We start from the raw sequence: 26,556 nt of genomic DNA on the forward strand, positions 1-26,556 counted from the left end.
GCTTAACTTATTTTTATTGTTCACTAACATGAACTTTTACTGTTGCTGTTACTTGCGGATGCAACTTCACAGTAACGTTTGTATAGCCTAATGCACGAATTGCATCATCCATTTCAAATTTACGTTTATCAAGTTTAATTTTATGTGATTTTTGCATTGCATCTACGATTTGTTTACTTGTGATTGAACCGAATAGACGGCCACCTTCTCCAGATTTCGCCTTTACTTCTACAGTTAGTTTCTCTAACGTTTCTTTCAACTCTTTTGCATTTTCAACCTCTGCTGCTGCATCTTTTTCTTCTTTACGCTTTTGAGCTTCTAAAGTTTTCATACTGCTATTTGTCGCTTCAGCAGCTAATCCTTGTTTTAATAAGAAGTTATTTGCATAGCCATCTGGTACGTTTTTTACTTCTCCTTTTTTCCCTTTACCTTTTACGTCTTTTAGAAAAATTACTTTCATGATTGTGTGCCTCCCTGTAAATAGTCATCAATAACAAATCGAAGCTTCTCCTCAGCTTCATCTACTGTAACATTTTTCATTTGTGTGGCTGCATTCGTTAAATGCCCGCCACCGCCTAAATTTTCCATAATTAGCTGCACATTCACTTCACCTAATGACCTGCCGCTAATTCCAATGAAATTCTCGCCACGTTTTGCGATAACAAATGACGCAATAATTCCTGTCATTGTTAATAATGTGTCCGCTGATTGTGCAATAAGCACTTGATCGTAGTAATCATCACTATCAACTTTCGCAATCGCAATTCCATTTGTATAAATGTACGCATTTTTAATAGCTTTTGCAACCCGTAAATACTGAGCCATATCTTCTTTTAACAGCTCTTGTACAAGTACAGTATCTGCACCATGTGAGCGTAAATAAGAAGCGGCATCAAACGTACGAGCACCTGTCCGGAATGTAAAGCTTTTCGTATCAACAATAATACCTGCTAACAACGCTGTCGCTTCTAACATTGTCATTTTTAAATTTTTTGGTTGGTATTCAAGTAATTCCGTAACAAGTTCTGCCGTGGAAGAAGCATATGGCTCCATGTAAACAAGCAATGGATCTTCAATAAAATCTTCTCCTCGGCGATGATGGTCAATAACAACTACATTTTCAATTTTACGTAACAGCTTTTCTTCCATCACCATTGAAGGTTTATGCGTATCAACAACAACAAGTAATGAATCATCATTGGCAAATTCCATCGCTTGTTCTGGTGTAATAAAGTGAGACCATAACTCCTCATTTTGTTTCACTTTATCCATTAAACGCTTAATTCCCTTATCAGAGTCATTTTCATCTAGCACAATATATCCTTTGCGCTCATTTAATTGCGCTACCTTTAAAATACCAATCGCAGCACCAATTGCGTCCATATCAGGAGCCCTATGCCCCATTATAATGACATTACTACTTTCTAATACTAAATCCTTTAATGCGTGCGAAATAACTCTGGCACGTACACGAGTACGTTTTTCCACCGGATTTGTCTTACCACCATAAAACTTAACTTTACCTGTTGCTTGCTTAATAGCCACTTGATCTCCACCACGTCCAAGTGCAAGGTCTAAGCCGGACTGAGCCATCGCCCCAAGCTCTGATAAAGGTAAATCACCTGATCCAACACCTACACTTAAGGTGAGTGGTATATTCCTTTTAGATGTTTCTTCACGCACTTGATCTAAAATGTTAAATTTCCCTTTCTCCATCTGTGCTAAAATACTTTCATTTAGCACAACGAAGAATCTTTCTGAAGATGCACGTTTTAAATATGCCCCGTACTTAACGGCCCATTCATTTAGTCGTGATGTTACAAGACTTGTTATATTCGTACGTAATTGATCATCTAATCCTTGTGTAACTTCATCATAATTATCTAAATAAATGACGGCCAAAACAGTACGTTGATCCTCGTACATCTTTTCAATCTCTGTTTGTTCCGTTACATCAAAGAAATAAATTAACTTTTCTTCTTTCCTTACAAAGACACGAAACTTTCGATTATTTAAAGAGACTATATCATCGGAAGTTTCTCCCTTAATAAAAAGAAGTAACGTTTCTGATACATCATAAAGGTGCCATCCAGCTAATGCATGCTGTCCTAGGCATGAAGATAAATAAGGATTCGCCCAATCAATCCCATAATCCTTATTGTATAACAAAATACCAATCGGCATTTGGTTAAATGCCTCATTACTCACTTTCTTTACCCTTGTAATCATCTCTGTCGTATGTTTTTCAAAGTTCTTTTGAAAGGTAAGTTCAAATCGTACAACAACAAAAAGTACAATACAAAAGATAAAAAAGGCGGCTATCCCCATCATCAAATGAAAATAACAAAGAATTGAAATGAGCACAAACACGAAAAATGCCAATACGTAAACAGGATATAAAAACCACTGTTTCTTATAAAATTCAGGCATGTATACAACTCCTATAAAGTAAAACTAACTCACCTTCCAGTTAGTTAAACAGATTAAAATAGTATAAGGACTATTACTTTATCCTCCTATTTTAGAACGCAATGAAATCCCTAAATCAATTATACCTAAGATTGTCACAAGAGGAAACAGCATCGGAATAAACATGCAGGCAATAAAACTAATAATAGGAACCCCTTTCGTAAAACCTTTACTATGCGCTAGAAAAGCGATAAACGTCAGACCTTGCAGTACTAGTAGTAAAGCAAATATGACATATAGGTTAGAAAATACCATATGTAAATATGATGTCGGTTCTACTTTTATAAAAGTTGATAGCAAAATAAATATAACGTAATACCAAACAATACTCTTTGGTAATTGTATATCTTTAAATTTAGGCCAAGGTATAACGCCATGCTTTAGTTTTCTCAAAACACTACCTGATATCATAACTGTAATCCAAGAAAAACATACCGAGACCATTACAAGTAAACTTGGGAATAACGTTTGTAACACATCATTAAATTGTGCAAATAATTCTTTTTGCTCTTTACTAATCGGCATACCAGCAGCAGTGACTATCTTTTCACTTTGCGCCATACTTTCATTAAACATATTTTGCATTTGCTTCATTAAATCTATGTTAAAAAACTTTATACTTGCAACATAAATGAGCATAATACCAATTAAGTACGCAAGCGTCCCCGCCATCAAAATTTCTACCGGCTTTTTTCGTTTTTTATACATATATCCTAAAATGATACCTATCAATCCAAACATAGTTGTCTTTACTAAGTTCATCGGTTGACTGACAATAACAGTAATAAAAAGCGCCGCCGTAAAAATTACAAAGGCGTTAGATAATCTATATCTTATCGTTAGCAATATAAACGGCAATGGCAACGCAAACGTTACAACTGCACCTAAAATTGGAACGTACATAGATATAAGCAATAACATTGCATATATCGCTAACAGTGCTGCACCTTCAGTAATAAATTTCGTATTTTTCATCATCTAACCTCTCTTTCAAAAAAAGAAAAGCATAGCAAAATGCACAGTAGAGTCCGACTCTACTGTGCATTTCATACGCTATTATTCACCAACATATGGTAAAAGTGCCATTTGACGAGCACGTTTAATTGCAACTGTAAGTTTGCGTTGGTATTTTGCGCTTGTTCCTGTTACACGACGAGGTAAAATTTTACCACGCTCAGAAACGAAACGTTTTAATAAATCAACATCTTTATAGTCAATGCGAGTGATGCCGTTAGATGTGAAGAAACACACCTTACGACGTTTCGCACGTCCACCTTTGCGTCCTGCCATGTCTATTCCCTCCATTCTTTGTTAAAAATAGCCGATTTATACCATTAAAATGGTAAATCGTCATCCGAAATGTCGATTGGTTGACCAACATTCGAAAATGGATCGTCATTCTTAGTAAATCCAGAGTTACCTTGGTTTCCTGGATTACTAGATTGACCAAATGGGTTAGAGCTTTGGTTACCGAAACCAGCTCCTGATGGTTGCTGATTAAATGAACCACGTTGCTCCCCACCGCCATTACGCGGCTCTAAAAATTGTACGCTTTCCGCAAGAACTTCTGTTACATATACACGTTTACCATCTTGTCCATCGTAATTACGAGTTTGAAGACGTCCATCTACGCCTGCTAAGCTACCTTTTTTCAAATAATTTGCTACGTTTTCTGCTTGTTTACGCCATATTACACAATTAATAAAGTCAGCTTCACGCTCACCTTGTTGATTCGCAAATGCGCGATTCACAGCTAACGTAAAAGTAGCTACTGCAACACCATTGGGCGTGTAACGTAAGTCAGGGTCCTTAGTTAAACGACCAACGAGGATAACACGATTCATCAATCGAACCACTCTCCCTTATATATCAATTATTTTTCTTCTTCTTTAACAACGATATGACGAAGGATGTCTTCGTTGATCTTAGCTAAACGGTCGAATTCATTAATCGCTTCTGCGTTAGAGTTCACGTTTAAGATCATGTAGAAACCTTCACGTAAGTCGTTGATTTCGTAAGCTAAACGACGCTTACCCCACTCTTTCGTGTTAATGATTTCTGCACCATTGTTTGTTAAAACACCTGCAAAACGTTCAACTAAAGCTTTTTGAGCTTCTTCTTCAACGCCAGGACGAATGATGTACATAATTTCGTACTTTCTCATTACACTTTCACCTCCTTTTGGTCTAAACGGCCCATAATGGGCAAGGAGCAATTAATTTATAGTAATTACTCACGAGTTTAGATTATATCATAGTAAGCTAGATGAATCAACTCACCCATGCATAAAAAACTTGGCAAACACATAATATATTCGCCAAGCTCATATCTTTATTTTTCCTAGGAAATATTAAATTAAACGTTGAAGCGGAAGTGCATAACGTCTCCGTCTTTTACGATATACTCTTTTCCTTCTAAACGAACTTTACCAGCTTCTTTTGCAGCTGTCATAGAACCGTTTGTCATTAAGTCTTCGTAAGAAACTGTTTCCGCACGAATAAATCCACGCTCAAAGTCTGTATGAATTACGCCAGCACATTGTGGTGCTTTCATACCTTGTTTAAACGTCCATGCACGTACTTCTTGCACACCTGCTGTGAAGTAAGTAGCAAGTCCTAATAAATCATATGCAGCACGAATTAATTGATCTAAACCAGACTCTTCAATGCCTAGTTCTTCAAGGAATACTTTTTTCTCTTCCTCGTCTAGCTCAGCGATTTCTTCTTCGATTTTTGCACATACAACGATTACTTGAGAATTTTCATTTGCAGCAAACTCTTTTACCATTTGTACGTATTTGTTTTCAGAAGGATCGATAATATCGTCCTCACTTACGTTTGCTACGTATAACATTTCTTTCGTTGTAAGTAAATGAAGACCTTTAACAATCTTCATTTGCTCTTCTGTAAATTCAACAGTACGAGCTGGTTTTCCCTCTTCAAAAGCTTCTTTTAAGCGAACTAAAATTTCATGCTCATATACCGCTTCTTTATCTTTTTGTCTTGCTAATTTCGCAACACGTTCGATACGTTTATCAACAGACTCTAAATCCGCTAAGATTAGCTCTAAGTTGATTGTTTCAATATCATCGATTGGATCTACTTTCCCTGAAACGTGTGTAATGTTTTCGTCTTCAAAACAACGAACAACTTGGCAAATCGCATCTACTTGGCGAATGTGAGATAAGAATTTATTTCCTAACCCTTCACCTTTACTAGCACCTTTTACGATACCTGCAATATCAGTAAACTCAAATACAGTCGGAACAGTTTTTTTCGGTTCTACTAATTCCGTTAATTTATTTAAACGCTCATCTGGTACTTCTACAATCCCTACGTTTGGATCAATTGTACAGAATGGATAGTTTGCAGATTCTGCTCCTGCTTGTGTAATTGCATTAAATAAAGTTGACTTCCCTACATTAGGTAATCCAACAATCCCAGCCGTTAATCCCATATTTTTCACTCCTATGTCTCAATCTTTCATCATTATAGATAGTAACGAAAAAAATGACAAGTTTCCTCCAAACGAAAAAAGTAACAGCTACCCATTGCAACTGTTACTTTCTCTCTATTCTTCGTGCTTCACAAGTATTTTTTTCACCTTACGATCAAATTCTCTTCGAGGAATCATTACTGAATGGTCACATCCCTCGCACTTAATGCGGATATCCATTCCCATACGAATAATCTTCCATCGATTCTCACCACATGGGTGGGCTTTCTTCATTTCCACAACATCGTACAAGTTATATTGCTTTTGCTCCATTCTCTAAACCCCTCTCCATACTAAATTGCTTTTCCACTAACCAATTCTTCACGATTATATAAAACCATACGTGGATATGGAATTTCAATTCCATGTAAATCTAGACGATTTTTAATCTCTTTACGAAGTGCTCTTGCAACAACCGCATGTTGCATCGGCTCTACTTCCGCAATCACACGTAATATAACTTCTGATGCAGCCAATGTTTGCACACCTAATAACTGAGGCGTTGTTACCATTTGCGCATACTGTGCAGGTAATTCTACTAATAAATCTTCAATGACTTGCTCCGCCTTCGCTATGTCAGCCTCATACGAAATGGATACATCAACAAATGCTACACTATTACTAACGGAATAGTTCGTAACTTGAATGATACTTCCATTTGGTAAAGTATGAATTTCGCCTGTCCAACTCTTTACTTTTGTTGTACGAAGTCCAATTTCTAGAACGACACCTTCAAACTGACCAATTTTTACATAGTCACCTACTGAAAATTGATCTTCTAGCAAAATAAATAATCCCGTAATAACATCTTTCACTAAACTTTGAGCACCAAATCCGACTGCTAAACCAATTACCCCGGCACCCGCTAATAAACCAGATGCATTAATATTAAACACACCCAAAATCGCAATTAACATAATGAACATAACAACGTATGCCACGATATTTTCAAGTAACTTCGCTACCGTAACTGTACGACGTTCTGAAATTTGAATTGGCGAACGGCTTCCCATACGAAACGCATTTCGTACAATTGCACGCGCAACTCGCACAATAATTGCACCAAGTATTAAAATAACGACTATTTTTAGTGATTTCACACCTATATTCGTCCAATCAATGGACTCAAACCATTTCAACGCTAAATCCATGTACCTCTACCTCTCCAGCTAAAATTTCTTTTTAATTATCCTTCTCATTGTATCAGAAGTCACCCTGATTTCTGAAAAAATTTTTATGACTTTAATTGCATTTGTTAACTTCCATGCAGGTATAAAATGGAACGAATATATATATACTAGTACTATTATTTCCGTTTTCACTCAAGTTTTACAGGAAGTACGCACTTATAGTTTTCCATTTCACTCACCATATAACATATTTTGAAAATTTATTAAAAGGATGGATGCTTCATGAATATTGGAAGTTTTCGCTTACCCTTTTTCGAAAAAGAAACTCAAAATGTTATGCATCAAGACGTAGAAGCCTCCGAGACAATTAGTAACTTCTTACTTTCCCATATCCCTATTAAAACAAATATACCGATTATTCTCGTTTGTATCGGAACAGATCGTTCTACAGGCGATGCACTCGGTCCGTTAGTCGGCACGAAACTAGAACAAGTAGGAATTAAAAACTTCCAAGTGTTCGGCACACTAGATGAGCCAGTGCATGCGCTAAATTTAGAGGAAAAAATTCAGAATATACAGAAAGATAATTCTACTTCATTTATAATTGCGGTTGATGCCTGTTTAGGAAAGTCTCAAAGTATCGGTTCCATCACTACCGGAATGGGTCCTAGTAAACCTGGAGCTGCGATGAACAAGAAATTACCTGCAGTTGGTGATTTACATATTCATGGCATCGTAAATTTAAATGGTTTTATGGAGTTTTTCGTCCTGCAAAATACAAGGTTAAGTTTAGTCATGAAAATGGCTGATGTAATTGCACAAAGCATAAAAGAAACAGACCAAAAATTATCTGTATTAAAAAAAGCAAACCATCTATAAATAATAAGATGGTTTGCTTTTTAGTTTTTCTGCGCTAATAATTCTAAAATACGATTTAAATCTTCTTTATTAAAAAATTCAATTTCGATTTTACCTTTTTCTTTTTTCGTTTCTTTAATTTTCACATCTGTGCCAAACTTTTCTCTTAAGAACGTTTCGCGTTCTACGAAAAATATGTTTCTCTCTTTTTTTACTTGTTTTGTTTCACGTGAAACGCGTTGATTAATCTCCTGAACAATTTTCTCTAATTGACGAACATTTAATCCTTCTTTTTCGATTCGTTTTAATAAAGATTTCAATTGTTCTTCATCTTTTATCGTAAGCAAGGTTCTCCCATGGGCCATTGAAAGTTGACCGTTTGCAATCATATCTTGCACAAAAGAAGGGAGGCTTAATAACCGCGTATAGTTTGCAATGTAAGGTCTGCTCTTACCAAGACGTTTTGCTAATTGTTCTTGCGTTACATTTAGCTCATTCATTAACATTTGATATGCCATTGCTTCTTCCATTGGATTTAAATCTTCTCGTTGTAAGTTTTCAAGCAATGCAAACTCCATCATTTGCTGCTCATTTAATTGTCTTACAACAGCGGGTACCTTTTCGAGCCCCGCCTCTTTGGCAGCACGATATCTTCTTTCACCTGCAACAATTTCATATCCTTTAATACTCTTCCTAGCAATTAACGGTTGCAATATGCCGTGCTCTTTAATAGAAGCCGACAATTCTTGAATTGCCTCTTTATTAAAGTGTTTACGTGGTTGATATGGATTCGGCCTTAATTCAGTTATCACAATCTCCTGAATTGCCTCTTCTTCTTTCACATCTAAATCAGGAAAAAATACGTTAATTCCTCTTCCTAATCCTTTAGCCACCTGCAATCACTTCCTCTGCTAAATCTATATATACTTCTGCCCCTCTTGATTTAGCGTCATACTGCATAATTGGTTTCCCATGACTTGGTGCTTCACTTAAACGAACATTACGAGGAATAATCGAACGGTATACTTTATCTCTAAAGTATTTTTTCACTTCATCTATAACCTGAATCCCTAAATTCGTACGGGCATCCAACATCGTTAGCAATACACCTTGAATTGCTAGATTTTTATTTAAGTGCTTTTGCACAAGTCGAACTGTATTTAATAGCTGACTTAATCCTTCTAGTGCGTAATATTCACATTGAACAGGAATAATAACAGAATCTGCTGCGGTTAATGCATTAATCGTTAATAACCCTAAGGACGGGGGACAGTCGATAATAATATAGTCATATTCATCACGAACTGGCTGTAATGCCCTTTGTAAACGTACTTCCCGGGAAATAGTCGGTACCAATTCAATTTCAGCACCTGCCAATTGAATTGTAGCGGGTAGAACATCTAAGTTTTCAGTTGCGGTTTTACGTATAACCCCTTGAACATCTGCATCTTCCACAAGAACGTTGTAAATACATTGATCTAATTCGGATTTTTCAATTCCCACACCAGTCGTTGCATTTCCTTGGGCGTCAATATCTACAAGAAGGACCTTTTTACCTACTTGTGCCAATCCAGCCCCTAAATTAACAGATGTTGTTGTTTTTCCAACGCCACCTTTTTGATTGGCAATAGCAATGATTTTTCCCATGATGTCACCTACTTTCAACCTTTCTATCTTATTCTAGTAACAATTACGTTTATTGTAACATGAAATAAAAGTTTTTCTTTTACGTCCTTATTAAACTTCAAAATTTATTTCTAAACTCCTTCTTCTAACAAGAAAATATAGTAAAAGAGACCTATCCAATAGGATAAGGTCTCTAACACGCCATTATTATTTTTTCTTCGGAATTTTAATTGTAATTTGATAGTACTCATCAAATTCTTCTTCCTCAGAATTAACATTTAAACCACTATCAGCAACCATTTGTAATGACTGCCTAATTGTATTCATGGCAATTCTTGTATCTCTACTTACTGCTTTTTGCTTTGCCTTACGCTTCGGTTTTGCTTCCTCTAGTAATTTCGCAATTCGTTCCTCCGTTTGCTTTACATTCAGCTGTTTCTCCACAATTTCCTGCAAAACCTTCAGTTGTAATTCCTCATTCTTTAAAGGAATGAGCGCGCGGGCATGACGTTCTGTAATGCTTTTTTCTAATAAAGCACGTTTTATTTCTTCAGGCAACTTTAACAATCGCAACTTATTTGCGATTGTGGATTGTCCTTTTCCAAGTCGTTGTGCCAATGCTTCTTGCGTTAAATTATGTAACTCAATTAGCTTTTGATATGCCACAGCTTCCTCGATTGCTGTTAGTTCCTCACGTTGCAAGTTTTCAATTAAAGCTACAGAAGCTGTCTCTGTATCATTTAAGTTCTTTATAATTGCAGGAACCTTTTCCCACCCTAACTTTGTCGCCGCACGGAAACGCCTTTCTCCAGCGATAATCTCGTACTTATCATCCTCATATTGCCTCACAACAATTGGCTGAATCAGTCCGTGTGTACGAATCGTTAATGCTAGCTCCTCTATACGCGCATCATCAAAAACTGTTCGTGGTTGATAACGGTTAGGGGTAATATTTACTATCGGAATTTCTTGTATTTCTTCATATACCTTTTTATCTATTTCTTCATGGCTTTCGTCTTGTAATTCGAATTCGCTCTCTTTATCTCCAAAGCCAAATAAACGAGAAAACGTATTTTTCATACATATTCCACCACCTTTTAGGCCTATTGACTATTCTCCATAAAATGTTTCCTATGAAACATTTACGTTTTCATTTATATAATTTAATCTTACGTCTAATAAGATTTATTTTTCAATAGGTAATTTATTGGGTGTTCCCGGTTTGCGTGGATATTTCTTTGGTGTCTTGCGCTTTTTCTCGATTAATAAAATATTACGTTCGCTTTCTTCAAACGGTAATTGGAACGTAGACATTTCTTTTAAATTCCCGCCTAGCACCTCTAAAGCATACTTGCCATTTTCAATTTCTTCGTTTGCTGCGGCACCTTTCATTGCAATGAATGTTCCCCCAACTTTTACAAGTGGTAAACATAGCTCACTCAATACCGAAAGACGCGCAACTGCACGTGCCATTACAATATCGTACGATTCACGTACACCTTCTTTTTTTCCAAATGTTTCAGCACGATCGTGACAAAACGCAACGTCACCTAACTCCAACTTTTGTGCTAAATGATTTAAGAAGTTAATACGTTTTTGCAATGAGTCTACAATTGTTACTTTTAAGTGCGGGAAACAGATCTTCAAAGGAATACTTGGGAATCCAGCTCCTGCGCCAACATCACAAATTGAGAATGGCTTTGAAAAATCGTAATAAAAAGCAGCCGTAATGGAATCAAAAAAGTGTTTTAAATATACTTCCTCTTTCTCCGTAATAGCCGTTAAGTTCATTTTTTCATTCCACTCTACTAATGTTTCGAAGTAGATTTCGAACTGCTCTAACTGTCTAGAAGAGAGGGTGATACCCTTCTCTTCTAGCATAGATTGAAATTGTTCTATGTTCATCTAACAATATCTCCTTACTATTTATTGGTTCGATACTCGCGCAATTTTTCCTTGTTCAATATACACAAGTAAAATGGAAACATCCGCTGGATTCACACCAGAAATACGTGAAGCCTGCCCCATTGAAAGTGGACGAACGTCTTTCAATTTCTGTCTCGCTTCTGAGGCAAGGCTAGAAATCGCATCATAATCAATATCCACAGGGATTTTTTTGTTTTCCATTTTCTTCATACGCTCTACTTGCTGTAAAGATTTTTCGATATATCCTTCGTACTTAATCTGAATTTCAACTTGTTCTGTAATTTCATCACTTAATTCTACTTCACTTGGTACTAAAAGATGAATATGCTCATATGACATCTCTGGACGACGTAATAGATCACTTGCACGTATTCCATCTTTCAATTCACTTCCGCCAATACTACGAATTAATTCTTGAACTTCAGGACGTGGTTTAATAATAATGCTAGCTAAACGTTCCTTTTCCTGTTCAATTTTTAATTTTTTATTTGTAAATCGCTCATAGCGCTCTTCTTTAATTAATCCAATTTCACGACCAACTTCTGTTAAACGAAGATCGGCATTATCATGGCGTAATAATAGGCGATATTCTGCACGAGACGTCAATAAACGATATGGTTCATTTGTACCTTTCGTTACAAGATCATCAATTAAGACACCAATATAAGCATCCGCACGACCTAAAATAACTTCTTTTTTACCTAAAGAACGACATGCTGCATTAATCCCAGCCATAAGCCCTTGTCCTGCCGCCTCTTCGTAACCAGAAGTTCCGTTAATCTGTCCTGCTGTATATAAATTTTTAATTTTTTTCGTTTCAAGTGTTGGCCATAGTTGTGTTGGCACAATAGCATCATATTCAATTGCATAACCTGTACGCATCATTTCAACGTTTTCTAGGCCAGGTATTGTTCTAAGCATATCACGTTGCACATCTTCTGGTAAGCTTGTGGATAAACCTTGTACATACACTTCTTGTGTATTACGTCCTTCTGGCTCTAAGAAAATTTGATGACGTGGTTTATCATTAAACCTTACTACTTTGTCTTCAATTGAAGGACAATATCTAGGTCCTGTTCCCTTAATCATACCAGAATACATAGCTGAGCGATGTAGGTTTTCATCTATTAAACGATGTGTTTCCGTACTTGTATACGTCAACCAACACGGAATTTGATCCATAATAAATTGTGTCGTTTCAAAAGAGAAAGCTCGTGGTTTATCATCACCTGGCTGAATTTCTGTTTTACTGTAATCAATCGTATTACTATTTACACGCGGAGGTGTACCTGTTTTAAATCTAACAAGATCAAATCCAAGTTCCTCTAAATGTTCGGATAAAGTAATAGATGGTTGTTGATTATTCGGACCGCTCGAATATTTTAAATCTCCCATAATAATCTCACCGCGTAAAAATGTTCCAGTCGTAATTACAACTGTTTTTGCTGTATATTCAGCACCAGCTTGCGTAACTACCCCTTTACATTCGCCATCTTCAACGATTAAACGCTCAACCATTCCTTGGAACAACGTTAAGTTTGGTGTTTCTTCAATTGTTTTCTTTAATTCATGCTGGTAAGAGAACTTATCTGCTTGTGCTCGAAGTGCGCGTACAGCTGGTCCTTTACCTGTATTTAACATACGCATTTGAATATGCGTTTTATCAATGTTGCGTCCCATTTCTCCGCCTAATGCATCAATTTCACGAACAACAATCCCTTTTGCTGGTCCACCAACAGAAGGGTTACATGGCATAAACGCTACCATATCTAAATTAATTGTTAACATTAATGTTTTGGAGCCCATTCGTGCTGCCGCAAGACCAGCTTCACATCCTGCATGACCTGCACCGATTACTATGACATCGTATGAACCGGCATTGTATCCCATTGTTTATTCCTCCTAATAATCTCTATCTTTCTAAAACATCGCTATATTATTTTCCTAAACAAAATTGAGAGAACAACTGGTCAAGTAGGCTTTCATGGACGGTATCACCAGTAATTTCACCAAGTATTTCCCACGTTCTTGTTAAATCAATTTGCACCATATCAATTGGAACACCATTTTCTATCGCCTCAATTGCATCTCCCATTGTTTGTCCTGCTTGTGTTAATAATCCAATATGTCTCGCGTTAGAAACATATGTCACATCTGCAGAATCGATTGTTCCTTCAAAGAATAAATCAGCTATTGCCTTTTCAAGCTCATCTATTCCTTGTTCCTCAATTAACGATGTTGTAATAACACGATTTCCCGCTGCCAATTCTGTAACACGTTCCATATCGATTGCTTGTGATAAATCTGTCTTATTTACAATAACAATGAAATCTTTTCCTTGTACGGCATGGAATAGATCTTCATCCTCATGCGTTAAAGCCTCGCTATAATTAACGACAACTAACACTAAATCAGCTTGGCTCATCATTTCTCTTGAACGTTCTACACCAATTCGTTCAACAACATCTTCTGTTTCACGAATCCCGGCTGTATCTATAAGTTTAAGTGGTACACCACGCACATTAACGTACTCTTCAATAACATCACGAGTTGTTCCTGCAATATCAGTTACAATCGCCTTTTTCTCCTGAACGAGACTATTTAATAGCGATGACTTCCCAACGTTAGGTCTACCGATAATTGCAGTAGCAATACCTTCACGTAAAATCTTTCCTTGCTTCGATGTTTCTAATATTTTTGCAATTTCCGCACGAATATGTGTAGCTTTCTCAATTAAAATATTATGTGTCATTTCTTCCACGTCATCATATTCCGGGTAATCTATGTTTACCTCAACATGAGCTAACGTTTCTAATATGTCCTGACGCAGACGGCCAATTAATTTAGATAATCGTCCTTCCATCTGATTAATCGCTACGTTCATTGCACGATCTGTTTTTGCACGGATTAAATCCATAACGGCTTCTGCTTGTGATAAATCAATACGGCCATTTAAAAAAGCACGTTTTGTAAATTCACCAGGCTCCGCTAATCGTACTCCTTGCGCTAAAATAAGCTGCAATACTTTATTTACCGAAACAAGTCCGCCGTGGCAGTTAATTTCTACTATATTTTCACGTGTAAACGTCCTTGGTGCACGCATAATAGATACCATCACTTCTTCAATCACCTGATTTGTATCTAAATCAACGATATGACCATAATGAATTGTGTGAGAAGGAACCTCTGTTAAATCCTTCCCTTTAAAAATACGATTAACTTTTTCAACCGCATCATCCCCACTTACTCGAACAATGGCAATTGCACCCTCTCCAAGCGCTGTGGAAATCGCGGCAATTGTATCAAATTCCATGTCCTTTCACCTCACTTGCTTATTTATCTCTATTTCAACATGATTATTTTCTTCACTAAATTATTAGAATACCATAACGAACCTATCTACAAAAGAACAATAACTCATTTTATTATGTCCTCATGTAAAAAACACTAAACTTATTCACAGTGGATAAGTTTAGTGTTTTTTAGTTATCCACACCTATTTTCCCCTCAAAAAAACCGGCACTCAATTGAGTAACCGGTCACTTGGAAGATATTACAACATGTCGATGTGGTTCTTTTCCTTCAGAAGTTGTAATGATATTTTGATGATTAGATAATGCTTGGTGGATAATCTTTCGTTCAAAAGATGGCATAGGCTCCAACACAACTCTTTTTTTCGTACTTACTACTTGTTTTGCTAATCGATAAGAAAGTGCTTCTAATGTACCTTTTCTTTTACTACGATAATTTTCAGCATCTAGTGTGATGCCAATATATTGCTTCGTACTACGATTCGCCACAAGTTTTGTTAAATACTGTAAAGAATTCAAGGTATTCCCTCTTTTTCCAATCAAAATACCTATATTTTCGCCAGAAATTGTAAATTCAACTTCGCGTCCTTTTACAATTTTACTAATCTCAGCTTCCACACCCATATCGTGAATAACACTTTTTAAATATTCTTCACATTCTTGAATTGGATCCTTCTTCAATACAACTTCTACTACTGCAGGTCGATTCCCAAATAAACCTAGGAACCCTCTTTTACCCTCATCGATAATACTTATATCTACTCGGTCTTTTGGAACATTTAGTTGCGTTAAAGCATGTTGTACTGCCAGCTCGACTGTTTGTCCTTTAGCAGTAATTACACTCACTTACTTGATCCTCCTGCCTTACTAGCCTTAATTTCTGGCCCCTTGATCAAGTACATTTGAGCGATACCAAAGATATTACCAACAACCCAGTAAAGTGATAATGCAGCTGGGAAGTTAATTGCAAAGACTAAGATCATGATTGGCATTAACCAAAGCATCATTGCCATTTGCGGATTTTGACTAGCTGTTCCTGCCATTGCAAGCTTTTGCTGAATAAATGTCGTAATTGCCGCAACAACCGGTAAGATATAGAATGGATCTGCCTGTCCTAAGTCGAACCATAAGAATGTATGCTTACTAATTTCTGATGTTCTCATAATCGCATGGTAAAACGCGAATAAAATAGGCATCTGAATAAATATCGGTAAACATCCTGCTAATGGGTTTACACCATTTTTTTGATATAACTGCATCATTTCTTGTTGTAGTTTTTGCTGTGTTGCTTGATCTTTAGAACTATATTTCTCTTTTAACTTCACCATTTCTGGTTGTAACGCCTGCATTGCTTTCGTACTCTTCGTTTGTTTAATCATTAATGGTAATAATGCAAAACGAATGATAAGAGTGGTAACAACGATTGCTAAACCATAATTACTACCAAATAAGTTGGCAAAATACGTAATTAACTGAGAAAGCGGATATACGAAATATTCATTCCAAATTCCAGTACTTTTCGGTGTAATCGGCTGATTCACTTCACTACAGCCAGTAGCAATTGCCATTAATGCAATAACCATGGCTAGTAAACCTATTTTCTTTTTCAAAGCCTGCTCCTCCTTGTTTCGGTATGTATATAGTGTAATTCATTTCCTTACGCTACTTTTTTATTCTTTTCATACCAGAGCGTTTAAAGACATGAATTAAGCTTTTCTTTAATTCTTCATATGTCATCTCTGCACAAGGCTTCCTTGCTATTATAACAAAATCTTTTCCAGAATCTATCTCATCTTTTAATTCTGTGATCGACTGGCGAATCATACGTTTAATTCGGTTACGCACTACTGCATTTCCTATTTTCTTGCTGACAGAAAGGCCAATACGAAAGTTTGGCTGCTCTTCCTTATCTAGTTGATAGACAACAAGCTGACGGTTAGCATTCGATTTTCCTTTTTGAAAAACCGTCTGGAATTCATCATTCTTTTTTATACGATATTTTTTCTTCATATCAATTGACACTCCTGTAGTTCATCAGTGGAAATTCACTATTATTAGAAAAAAAGACCACTGAACGATCAGTGGTCTACGCAGATAATACTTTTCTTCCTTTACGACGACGAGCTGCTAGCACTTTACGTCCGTTCGCTGTGCTCATACGGCTGCGGAAACCATGTACTTTGCTGCGCTTACGTTTATTTGGTTGGTAAGTTCTTTTCATTATATGACACCTCCCTGAGGAATATCTGTTAAAGACAGTCCTATAAATTATAGTTAATCAACTAGGAAAATGTCAATGGTTCTCGAAATTTTCATCAAATATTCATTTTGAACCTATTCACATACTTTTTCACAGAGCCTATATTTCCTTGTGGATAAATGTTTTTTTGGTTTTTTATATCCACAAACCCTTTTCGTACTTTTACACAGTATATCGTGTTGTGGACAAGTTTATTCCACAAGGTATTGATTTTGTGGATAACTTTCTTAAATTCATTGCTATAGCTACTTTTTTTTGATATTATAGTTGTGTTTTCACTTTGAATAAGTTTTCCACATCTTTATCTTATCCACAATTTGTGTATAACATGTGGACAGTTTTAATCACATGTGGGTAAATGATTATCCACATTTGCCTTTTTTGTCGAAAACCCTATCTCATATACAAACGACGTTTTTAGGTTTTAAAATACGTTTCGTATAAATATACATTTTATACTTATTTAGGTTGTACATTTGTTGCGCAACCTTATTCTTTTACCATCTTAGTAAAGGAGGGACACCTTTGGAAAACATCTCTGATTTATGGAACAGCGCCTTAAAAGAACTAGAAAAAAAGGTCAGTAAACCAAGTTATGAAACATGGTTAAAATCAACAACCGCACATAATTTAAAGAAGGACGTATTAACAATTACGGCTCCCAATGAATTCGCTCGTGATTGGTTAGAATCTCATTATTCAGAGCTAATTTCGGAAACACTTTATGATTTAACTGGGGCAAAATTAGCTATTCGCTTTATTATTCCCCAAAGTCAAGCTGAAGAGGAGATTGATCTTCCTCCTTCTAAACCAAATTCAGCACAAGATGATTCTAATCATTTACCACAGAGTATGCTAAATCCAAAATATACGTTTGATACATTTGTTATTGGCTCTGGTAACCGTTTTGCTCACGCTGCTTCATTGGCCGTAGCCGAAGCGCCAGCCAAAGCATATAATCCCCTCTTTATTTACGGGGGCGTTGGACTCGGAAAAACCCATTTAATGCATGCAATTGGTCATTATGTAATTGAACATAACCCAAACGCGAAGGTTGTATATTTATCATCAGAAAAATTTACAAATGAATTCATTAATTCTATTCGTGATAATAAAGCGGTCGATTTTCGTAATAAATACCGTAATGTAGATGTTTTATTGATAGATGATATTCAATTTCTAGCAGGAAAAGAACAAACTCAAGAAGAGTTTTTCCATACATTCAATGCATTACACGAAGAAAGTAAACAAATTGTAATTTCAAGTGATCGGCCACCAAAAGAAATTCCAACTTTAGAAGATCGTCTTCGTTCTCGCTTTGAATGGGGACTCATTACGGATATTACGCCACCAGATTTAGAAACACGAATTGCAATTTTACGTAAAAAAGCAAAGGCTGAAGGACTTGATATACCAAATGAGGTTATGCTTTATATTGCAAATCAAATTGATTCAAACATTCGTGAACTAGAAGGTGCACTCATCCGAGTTGTGGCTTATTCATCTTTAATTAACAAAGATATTAATGCTGATTTAGCAGCCGAAGCACTTAAAAATATTATTCCAAATTCTAAACCAAAAATTATCTCCATTTATGATATTCAAAAGGCTGTCGGGGATGTTTATCAAATAAAACTGGAAGATTTCAAGGCGAAAAAGCGAACAAAATCAGTTGCCTTCCCTCGCCAAATTGCAATGTATTTATCACGCGAACTTACAGATTACTCCTTACCTAAAATAGGTGAAGAATTTGGTGGACGTGATCATACAACAGTTATCCATGCTCATGAAAAAATTTCTAAGCTGCTTAAAACGGATACGCAATTACAAAAGCAAGTTGAAGAAATTAACGATATTTTAAAGTAGTAGCTGAATAGTGTGAATAACTTCCCTTGTTTTACGCACAGTCTATCCACATGTAGATAGACTGTTTTTACATCCTTCAACGGGGTTATCCACATATCCACAGGCCCTATTACTATTACTACTATTTTTTATCTTTATTAATTAAATAAAATATTATACTTACCGGAGGTTTTTCTTTATGCGTTTTACAATACAAAAAGACTATCTTGTAAGAAGTGTACAAGATGTAATGAAGGCTGTTTCTTCTCGTACAACAATTCCGATCCTTACAGGAATTAAAGTTGTCGCTACGGAAGAAGGAGTTACGTTAACAGGAAGCGATGCCGATATTTCTATTGAATCTTTCATCCCAGTTGAAGACGATGGAAAAGAAATCGTAGAAGTAACACAATCAGGAAGTATTATTTTACAAGCAAAATATTTTAGTGAGATTGTAAAAAAATTACCTAAAGAGACTGTCGAAATTTCTGTAGAAAATCATTTTATGACAAAAATAATTTCTGGAAAATCAGAGTTTAATTTAAATGGTTTAGATTCTGCTGAATATCCATTGTTACCACAAATTGAAGAACATCATGTTTTTAAGATTCCAACAGATTTACTAAAACATATGATCCGACAAACTGTATTTGCAGTTTCCACTTCTGAAACAAGACCAATCTTGACAGGTGTAAACTGGAAAGTATATAACAGCGAATTAACTTGCATTGCTACAGATAGCCACAGGTTAGCTCTTCGAAAAGCAAAAATCGAAGGAATCGCAGATGAATTTCAAGCGAATGTTGTTATTCCGGGTAAAAGCTTAAATGAATTAAGCAAAATTCTAGATGAGTCTGAAGAAATGGTAGATATCGTTATTACGGAGTATCAAGTATTATTCCGTACAAAGCATTTATTATTCTTCTCAAGATTGTTAGAAGGGAATTATCCTGATACAACTCGTTTAATTCCAGCCGAAAGTAAAACAGATATATTTGTAAACACAAAAGAATTTTTACAAGCAATTGATCGTGCCTCTCTATTAGCAAGAGATGGTCGTAATAATGTTGTGAAATTATCAACTTTAGAACAGGAAATGCTAGAAATTTCTTCGAATTCACCAGAAATCGGGAAAGTAGTGGAAGAAGTTCAATGTGAAAAAGTAGATGGGGAAGAGTTAAAAATATCTTTTAGTGCAAAATATATGATGGATGCACTAAAAGCTTTAGATAGCACTGAAATTAAAATTAGCTTTACTGGCGCGATGAGACCATTCTTAATTCGTACAGTAAATGATGAGTCCATTATTCAATTAATTTTACCGGTTCGTACTTACTAAGTAAGTAGTAAGGGTTGCTAGTTTTCAGATACTAGTAGCCCTTATTTGATTTTTGGGTATTACTTTCCTAATGTTAGTTTATTTAGTACAATGAAAGAATGAACACTTTCAGAAAGTGAGCGATTTTATGAAACGTATTAAAATTTCAACAGAGTATATTACACTAGGACAATTTTTAAAGTTAGCCGATGTAATTGATACAGGTGGCGCTGTAAAATGGTTTTTACAAGAATATGAAGTGTACGTGAATCAAGAACTTGAAAATAGAAGAGGTCGCAAATTATATGCGAACGATATTATTGAAATTCCAGGAAGCGGAAGTTTCCAAGTTCAGGCATAAAGGGGGAGCCCTTTGTTTATTTCAGAAATACAATTAAAAAACTATCGCAATTATGAAAAGTTAGAGCTTTCCTTTGAAGATAAAGTGAATGTGATTATCGGTGAAAACGCGCAAGGGAAAACGAATTTGATGGAAGCTATTTATGTTTTAGCGATGGCGAAATCTCATAGAACCTCTAATGATCGCGAGCTTATCCGTTGGGATGAAGATTTCGGTCAAATTAAAGGGAAATTACAAAAGAGAAATAGTTCTTTGTCTTTGGAATTAAATATTTCGAAAAAAGGTAAAAAGGCAAAATTAAATCAACTTGAACAACAAAAATTGAGTCAATATATTGGCATGATGAATGTTGTCATGTTTGCCCCAGAAGATTTAAATCTTGTAAAAGGAAGCCCTCAAGTAAGAAGACGCTTTTTAGATATGGAATTAGGTCAAATAGCTCCAGTCTATTTGTATGAATTGAGTCAATATCAAAAGGTGCTCACGCAACGAAATCACTTGCTAAAAAAGATGCAAGGGAATAGTAAAAATGAGGAAACGATGTTGGATGTATTTACACTTCAACTTATTGAGCATGGTGCAAAAATATTGCAAAAACGGTTTGAATTTTTGCATTTACTACAAGAATGGGCAGCTCCAATTCATCGCGGTATAAGCCGTGGATTAGAAGAATTAGAAATTGTCTATAAACCAAGTGTAGATGTATCAGAATCAATGGATTTGTCGAAAATAAAAGAAGTATACTATGAAAATTTTCAATCTGTGAAGCAACGTGAGATTTTCCGTGGTACGACTTTAATTGGTCCTCATCGTGATGATTTACAATTCTTCGTTAATAGTAAAAATGTTCAAGTCTTTGGTTCGCAAGGACAACAACGAACGACCGCACTGTCCCTAAAATTAGCTGAAATTGAATTGATTTACTCAGAAGTTAAGGAATATCCGATTCTTTTATTGGATGATGTATTATCAGAATTAGATGATTATCGTCAATCGCATCTGTTAAATACAATTCAAGGAAAAGTGCAAACATTTGTGACAACGACGAGTGTCGACGGAATTGAACACGAAACATTAAAAGAAGCGAAAACAATTCATGTAACGAACGGCACGGTAGATTGTGAAATAGATAGGGCGTAATCCCTATTTAAATGGAAAAGTAGGTGATCTTTGTGTCAATGGAACAAAAGCAAATGGAAGAAAATTCATATGATGAAAGTCAGATACAGGTACTTGAAGGATTAGAAGCGGTTCGAAAACGCCCTGGGATGTATATTGGATCTACAAGTGGAAAAGGACTTCACCATCTTGTGTGGGAAATCGTCGATAATAGTATTGATGAAGCACTTGCAGGGTATTGTGATGAAATTAACGTTAGTATCGAAGAAGATAATAGTATTCTTGTAACGGATAATGGACGTGGTATTCCAGTTGGTATACAAGAAAAAATGGGGCGTCCTGCTGTAGAAGTTATAATGACCGTTCTTCATGCTGGTGGTAAGTTTGGCGGTGGCGGTTATAAAGTTTCTGGTGGTTTGCATGGTGTTGGGGCATCTGTAGTAAATGCTCTATCAACAGAACTAGAGGTATTTGTACATCGTGAAGGCAAAATCCATTATCAAAAATACGAAAGAGGTATTCCGGTTGCGGATTTAAAAGTCATTGGTGACACAGATCAAACAGGAACGATAACTCGATTTAAACCAGATCCAGAAATTTTTCAAGAAACAATAGTATACGAATTTGATACGTTAGCAACTCGTATGCGAGAATTAGCATTTTTAAATCGTAATATTAAATTAACAATTGAAGATAAGCGTGAACATAAACAGAAGAAAGAATTCCATTATGAAGGTGGAATTAAATCATATGTTGAACATTTAAATCGTTCAAAACAGCCGATTCATGAAGAACCTGTATATGTAGAAGGTTCAAAAGATGGTATTCAGGTTGAAGTTGCGCTTCAATATAACGAAGGATACACAAATCATATTTACTCATTTACAAATAATATTCATACGTATGAAGGTGGTACACATGAGGTAGGATTTAAAACAGCCTTAACTCGTGTGATCAACGATTATGGTCGTAAAAATAATATTTTAAAAGATGCGGATAGTAATTTAACTGGTGAAGATGTTCGTGAAGGTTTAACAGCGATTGTGTCAATTAAACATCCAAATCCACAATTCGAAGGACAAACGAAGACGAAACTTGGAAATAGTGAAGCAAGAACAATTACAGAGTCAGTATTCTCAGAGGCATTTGAAAAGTTCTTACTGGAAAATCCCAATGTTGCACGTAAAATTATAGATAAAGGGACGATGGCAGCGCGTGCGCGTGTCGCAGCTAAAAAGGCTCGTGAGTTAACTCGCCGAAAGAGTGCTTTAGAAGTTTCAAGTTTACCAGGGAAATTGGCAGACTGTTCTTCTAAAGATCCAGCAATTAGTGAAATTTATATTGTAGAGGGTGACTCTGCGGGCGGTTCTGCAAAACAAGGGCGCGATCGTCATTTCCAAGCAATTTTACCGCTGAAGGGTAAAATTATTAATGTTGAAAAGGCACGCTTAGATAAGATTTTATCAAATGATGAAGTTCGTACAATTATTACGGCGATTGGTACAAATATCGGCGGAGACTTCGATATTGAAAAAGCACGCTATCATAAAGTCATTATTATGACGGATGCCGATGTTGATGGTGCGCATATTCGTACCCTATTATTAACGTTCTTCTATCGTTATATGCGCCAAATAATTGAGTGTGGTTATATATATATCGCACAGCCACCTTTGTTTAAAGTACAACAAGGTAAGAAAATTCAATATGCTTATAACGATAAGGAACTTGAAAAAATCTTAGCGGAATTACCAGCCCAACCTAAGCCAGGGATTCAGCGTTATAAAGGTCTAGGGGAAATGAATCCAACTCAATTATGGGAGACGACAATGGATCCAGAAGTACGTTCATTACTTCAAGTTTCTCTTCAAGATGCAATTGAAGCGGATGAAACATTTGAAATTTTAATGGGGGATAAAGTAGAGCCACGTCGTAACTTTATCCAAGAAAATGCAAAATACGTGAAAAACCTTGATATTTAAATGGGTAATGACAGGAATCTAAGTATTCCTGTCTTCTACATATAAATCAATGTATGTGTAACGGAAATGTAAGAGGAGGTGCTCGTTGATGTCAGACAATCAACAACAAGCACGAATTCGAGAAATTAATATTAGTCATGAAATGCGTACCTCGTTTTTAGATTACGCAATGAGTGTTATCGTATCTCGTGCATTACCAGATGTTCGTGATGGATTAAAACCTGTGCATCGTAGGGTTTTATATGCGATGAATGATTTAGGAATTACAGCTGATAAAGCGTATAAGAAATCAGCGCGTATTGTTGGTGAAGTAATCGGTAAGTATCACCCTCACGGTGATTCAGCTGTTTACGAGACGATGGTACGTATGGCGCAAGATTTTAGTCAACGTTATATGCTTGTTGATGGGCATGGTAACTTTGGTTCTGTTGATGGTGATTCAGCGGCAGCAATGCGTTATACAGAAGCAAGAATGTCTAAGATTTCTATGGAATTAATACGTGATATTTCAAAAAATACGATTGATTATCAAGATAACTATGATGGTTCTGAAAGAGAGCCAATTGTATTGCCAGCGCGTTTCCCTAATTTATTAGTGAATGGTACGACGGGTATTGCAGTTGGTATGGCAACGAATATTCCACCGCATCAACTCGGTGAAGTAATTGATGGCGTATTGGCACTAAGCCATAATCCCGACATTACGATTGCGGAATTAATGGAGTTTATTCCAGGACCAGATTTTCCAACAGCAGGTTTAATTTTGGGACGAAGTGGGATTCGAAGAGCGTATGAAACAGGTAGAGGCTCTATTATGCTTCGAGCTAAAGTTGAAATTGAAGAGAAGTCAAATGGTAAACAATCTATCCTCGTAACTGAACTACCTTATCAAGTTAATAAGGCACGATTAATTGAAAAAATTGCAGAATTAGTTCGTGATAAGAAAATTGAAGGTATTACGGATTTACGTGATGAGTCAGATCGAAACGGTATGCGTATTGTTATGGAAGTACGCCGTGATGCCAATGCCAATGTACTATTAAATAATCTATACAAACATACAGCACTTCAAACAAGTTTCGGTATTAATATGTTGTCTCTTGTAAATGGAGAGCCACAAGTACTAAATTTAAAACAGAATTTATATCATTACTTGGAGCATCAGAAGGTAGTAATTCGTCGACGTACTGCTTATGAATTAGAAAAAGCAGAGGCGCGTGCTCATATTTTAGAAGGATTACGAATTGCTCTAGATCATCTAGATGAAGTTATTACATTAATTCGTAGTTCGAAAACAGCAGATATTGCAAAACAAGGCTTAATGGAACGTTTCGGTTTAAGTGAGAAACAAGCACAAGCAATTTTAGATATGCGTCTGCAACGTTTAACAGGATTAGAACGTGAAAAAATTGAGCAAGAATATCAAGACTTAATGAAGTTAATCGCTGAATTAAAAGCAATCTTAGCAGATGAAGAGAAAGTTCTTGAGATTATTCGTGAAGAGTTAACGGAAGTAAAAGAACGCTTCAATGATAAGAGACGAACGGAAATCACAATTGGTGGCATGGAATTTATTGAAGATGAAGATTTGATTCCAGAGCAAAACATCGCTATTACGTTAACTCATAATGGTTATATTAAGAGGTTACCAGCTTCTACGTACAAAACACAAAACCGTGGTGGACGTGGTGTGCAAGGAATGGGAACAAATGATGATGATTTTGTAGAGCATTTATTAACTACTTCTACGCATGATCATATTTTATTCTTTACTAATAAAGGGAAAGTATACCGTACGAAAGGATATGAAATCCCAGAGTATAGTCGTACAGCAAAAGGTATACCTATTATTAACTTATTAGGTGTAGATAAGGGTGAATGGATTAACGCCATTATTCCAATTCGTGAATTTGGTGACGATGAATTCTTATTCTTCACAACAAAACAAGGTATTTCTAAGAGAACGCCACTTTCATCATTTGCAAATATACGTACGAATGGTTTAATTGCCATCTCTCTTCGTGAAGAGGATGAAGTAATATCTGTACGTTTAACATCTGGTGATAAGGATATTATTGTGGGAACAAGCAATGGTATGTTAATTCGCTTTAACGAGCAAGATGTGCGTTCTATGGGACGTAATGCGGCTGGTGTAAAAGCAATTACATTAGGTGAAGAAGATCAAGTTGTAGGCATGGAAATTGTCGAAGAGGATGTAAATGTTCTAATCGTAACGAAAAATGGTTATGGAAAACGTACACCTATTGATGAATACCGTCTACAAAGTCGTGGTGGTAAAGGTCTGAAGACATGTAATATTACAGATAAAAACGGTAAATTAGTAGCCGTTAAGTCTGTAACAGGTGAAGAAGATATCATGTTAATTACGGCAGCAGGTGTTATTATTCGTATGCCAGTTGATCAAATCTCTCAAATGGGACGTAATACACAAGGTGTTCGTCTAATTCGATTAGAGGATGAGCAAGAGGTAGCGACGGTAGCAAAAGCACAGAAAGATGAAGAAGAGGAATCTAATGAAGAGGTTTCTTCTGAAGAATAAGAGGGGGGATTTTTCCTCCTCTTATTTTTTTATAATAATACTTGCATAGCAATGGGAAACTCTATATAATAGGCAGAGTCAGCAAATGAGAGATACAAATTATCCTAAAAAACTTGTTGACGCAAATAATATACTATGATATATTATAAAAGTCGCTGAAACGCGATGTTGAACTTTGAAAACTAAACGAAACAAACAACGTGAAACGTCAATTTTTATTTTTAGATGCTAGACAAACTAACTTTATTGGAGAGTTTGATCCTGGCTCAGGATGAACGCTGGCGGCGTGCCTAATA

The 26,556-nt window shown here is 36.0% G+C and carries 26 protein-coding genes; 7 read left to right on the forward strand and 19 right to left on the reverse strand.

Annotated features, from left to right (window positions below; translation table 11 throughout):
* Positions 1-13: 13 nt before the first annotated feature.
* The 9 genes from rplI to ACTFOB_RS19665 form a co-directional block, all read right to left on the reverse strand.
* The gene (gene rplI / locus ACTFOB_RS19625; RefSeq protein ID WP_000864237.1) at positions 14-460 is read right to left on the reverse strand and encodes a 50S ribosomal protein L9; all 447 of its coding nucleotides are present in this window, start codon (positions 458-460) and stop codon (positions 14-16) included.
* On the reverse strand, positions 457-2,430 hold the full coding sequence (locus ACTFOB_RS19630; protein ID WP_440027399.1) for a DHH family phosphoesterase: 1,974 nt from the start codon (positions 2,428-2,430) through the stop codon (positions 457-459). Before ACTFOB_RS19630 ends, rplI begins: the two co-directional genes overlap by 4 nt.
* 78 nt (positions 2,431-2,508) lie before the next feature.
* Positions 2,509-3,444: a YybS family protein gene (locus tag ACTFOB_RS19635; protein WP_440027397.1), complete on the reverse strand. Its 936-nt coding sequence runs from the start codon at positions 3,442-3,444 to the stop codon at positions 2,509-2,511.
* 81 nt (positions 3,445-3,525) lie between these two features.
* Positions 3,526-3,759 (reverse strand): 30S ribosomal protein S18, encoded by a 234-nt coding sequence (rpsR, locus tag ACTFOB_RS19640; protein WP_000918874.1) that lies wholly within the window; start codon positions 3,757-3,759, stop codon positions 3,526-3,528.
* 44 nt (positions 3,760-3,803) lie between these two features.
* Positions 3,804-4,316: a single-stranded DNA-binding protein gene (gene ssb, locus ACTFOB_RS19645; protein WP_225990150.1), complete on the reverse strand. Its 513-nt coding sequence runs from the start codon at positions 4,314-4,316 to the stop codon at positions 3,804-3,806.
* 26 nt (positions 4,317-4,342) lie between these two features.
* Complete coding sequence (gene rpsF / locus ACTFOB_RS19650) at positions 4,343-4,633, reverse strand: 30S ribosomal protein S6 (protein ID WP_001233781.1); 291 nt, start codon at positions 4,631-4,633, stop codon at positions 4,343-4,345.
* 191 nt (positions 4,634-4,824) lie between these two features.
* Positions 4,825-5,925 (reverse strand): redox-regulated ATPase YchF, encoded by a 1,101-nt coding sequence (ychF, locus tag ACTFOB_RS19655; protein ID WP_000524656.1) that lies wholly within the window; start codon positions 5,923-5,925, stop codon positions 4,825-4,827.
* Positions 5,926-6,039: 114 nt separating this feature from the next.
* Complete coding sequence (locus tag ACTFOB_RS19660; protein WP_000436051.1) at positions 6,040-6,237, reverse strand: DUF951 domain-containing protein; 198 nt, start codon at positions 6,235-6,237, stop codon at positions 6,040-6,042.
* Positions 6,238-6,257: 20 nt separating this feature from the next.
* Positions 6,258-7,115 (reverse strand): mechanosensitive ion channel family protein, encoded by an 858-nt coding sequence (locus ACTFOB_RS19665; protein WP_097863888.1) that lies wholly within the window; start codon positions 7,113-7,115, stop codon positions 6,258-6,260.
* A 261-nt stretch (positions 7,116-7,376) separates the two neighbouring features.
* On the opposite strand from ACTFOB_RS19665, the gene yyaC reads away from it, so the two are divergent.
* Positions 7,377-7,973: a spore protease YyaC gene (gene yyaC, locus ACTFOB_RS19670; protein ID WP_440027393.1), complete on the forward strand. Its 597-nt coding sequence runs from the start codon at positions 7,377-7,379 to the stop codon at positions 7,971-7,973.
* A 20-nt stretch (positions 7,974-7,993) separates the two neighbouring features.
* On the opposite strand, the gene spo0J is transcribed toward yyaC, so the two are convergent.
* From spo0J to rpmH, 10 genes are all read right to left on the reverse strand, one after another.
* On the reverse strand, positions 7,994-8,845 hold the full coding sequence (gene spo0J, locus ACTFOB_RS19675) for a stage 0 sporulation protein Spo0J (RefSeq protein ID WP_001051814.1): 852 nt from the start codon (positions 8,843-8,845) through the stop codon (positions 7,994-7,996).
* Positions 8,838-9,599, reverse strand: coding sequence for a sporulation initiation inhibitor protein Soj (soj, locus tag ACTFOB_RS19680; protein ID WP_000516117.1), 762 nt, complete (start codon positions 9,597-9,599; stop codon positions 8,838-8,840). The genes spo0J and soj overlap by 8 nt, the downstream gene beginning before the upstream one ends.
* A gap of 186 nt (positions 9,600-9,785) precedes the next feature.
* A complete protein-coding gene (gene noc / locus ACTFOB_RS19685; protein WP_076541195.1) occupies positions 9,786-10,658 on the reverse strand; it encodes a nucleoid occlusion protein in 873 nt (290 codons plus the stop codon).
* Between the two features lie 105 nt (positions 10,659-10,763).
* A complete protein-coding gene (gene rsmG / locus ACTFOB_RS19690; protein WP_076541192.1) occupies positions 10,764-11,483 on the reverse strand; it encodes a 16S rRNA (guanine(527)-N(7))-methyltransferase RsmG in 720 nt (239 codons plus the stop codon).
* Between the two features lie 21 nt (positions 11,484-11,504).
* Positions 11,505-13,394, reverse strand: coding sequence for a tRNA uridine-5-carboxymethylaminomethyl(34) synthesis enzyme MnmG (gene mnmG / locus ACTFOB_RS19695; protein WP_440027388.1), 1,890 nt, complete (start codon positions 13,392-13,394; stop codon positions 11,505-11,507).
* A gap of 46 nt (positions 13,395-13,440) precedes the next feature.
* Positions 13,441-14,817 carry a tRNA uridine-5-carboxymethylaminomethyl(34) synthesis GTPase MnmE gene (gene mnmE / locus ACTFOB_RS19700; protein WP_440027386.1) on the reverse strand — a complete coding sequence of 459 codons (1,377 nt, stop codon included), beginning with the start codon at positions 14,815-14,817 and terminating at the stop codon, positions 13,441-13,443.
* Between the two features lie 226 nt (positions 14,818-15,043).
* Entirely contained in the window at positions 15,044-15,661 is a 618-nt protein-coding gene (gene jag / locus ACTFOB_RS19705) for an RNA-binding cell elongation regulator Jag/EloR (protein WP_440027384.1), read from the reverse strand.
* The gene (spoIIIJ, locus tag ACTFOB_RS19710) at positions 15,658-16,425 is read right to left on the reverse strand and encodes a YidC family membrane integrase SpoIIIJ (protein ID WP_440027382.1); all 768 of its coding nucleotides are present in this window, start codon (positions 16,423-16,425) and stop codon (positions 15,658-15,660) included. Before spoIIIJ ends, jag begins: the two co-directional genes overlap by 4 nt.
* A 52-nt stretch (positions 16,426-16,477) precedes the next feature.
* Complete coding sequence (rnpA, locus tag ACTFOB_RS19715) at positions 16,478-16,825, reverse strand: ribonuclease P protein component (RefSeq protein WP_076541182.1); 348 nt, start codon at positions 16,823-16,825, stop codon at positions 16,478-16,480.
* 76 nt (positions 16,826-16,901) lie between these two features.
* Positions 16,902-17,036 (reverse strand): 50S ribosomal protein L34, encoded by a 135-nt coding sequence (gene rpmH, locus ACTFOB_RS19720; protein WP_000831901.1) that lies wholly within the window; start codon positions 17,034-17,036, stop codon positions 16,902-16,904.
* A gap of 564 nt (positions 17,037-17,600) precedes the next feature.
* Between rpmH and dnaA the strand changes: the two genes are divergently transcribed.
* The 6 genes from dnaA (at position 17,601) to gyrA (ending at position 26,260) form a co-directional block, all read left to right on the forward strand.
* Positions 17,601-18,941, forward strand: coding sequence for a chromosomal replication initiator protein DnaA (dnaA, locus tag ACTFOB_RS19725; RefSeq protein ID WP_000428027.1), 1,341 nt, complete (start codon positions 17,601-17,603; stop codon positions 18,939-18,941).
* A 178-nt stretch (positions 18,942-19,119) separates the two neighbouring features.
* Positions 19,120-20,259, forward strand: a complete 1,140-nt coding sequence (dnaN, locus tag ACTFOB_RS19730; protein ID WP_076541180.1) for a DNA polymerase III subunit beta — start codon at positions 19,120-19,122, stop codon at positions 20,257-20,259.
* Between the two features lie 127 nt (positions 20,260-20,386).
* Positions 20,387-20,599 (forward strand): S4 domain-containing protein YaaA, encoded by a 213-nt coding sequence (gene yaaA, locus ACTFOB_RS19735; RefSeq protein WP_000821366.1) that lies wholly within the window; start codon positions 20,387-20,389, stop codon positions 20,597-20,599.
* Positions 20,600-20,611: 12 nt separating this feature from the next.
* On the forward strand, positions 20,612-21,739 hold the full coding sequence (gene recF / locus ACTFOB_RS19740) for a DNA replication/repair protein RecF (protein WP_000470743.1): 1,128 nt from the start codon (positions 20,612-20,614) through the stop codon (positions 21,737-21,739).
* Positions 21,740-21,777: 38 nt separating this feature from the next.
* A complete protein-coding gene (gene gyrB, locus ACTFOB_RS19745; protein WP_061679590.1) occupies positions 21,778-23,700 on the forward strand; it encodes a DNA topoisomerase (ATP-hydrolyzing) subunit B in 1,923 nt (640 codons plus the stop codon).
* A gap of 88 nt (positions 23,701-23,788) precedes the next feature.
* A complete protein-coding gene (gene gyrA, locus ACTFOB_RS19750) occupies positions 23,789-26,260 on the forward strand; it encodes a DNA gyrase subunit A (RefSeq protein WP_242253492.1) in 2,472 nt (823 codons plus the stop codon).
* The last annotated feature ends 296 nt before the right edge of the window (positions 26,261-26,556 follow it).

Origin of the sequence: Bacillus cereus group sp. MYBK79-1 (genome assembly GCF_051915365.1) — a bacterium.
Lineage (GTDB): Bacteria > Bacillota > Bacilli > Bacillales > Bacillaceae_G > Bacillus_A.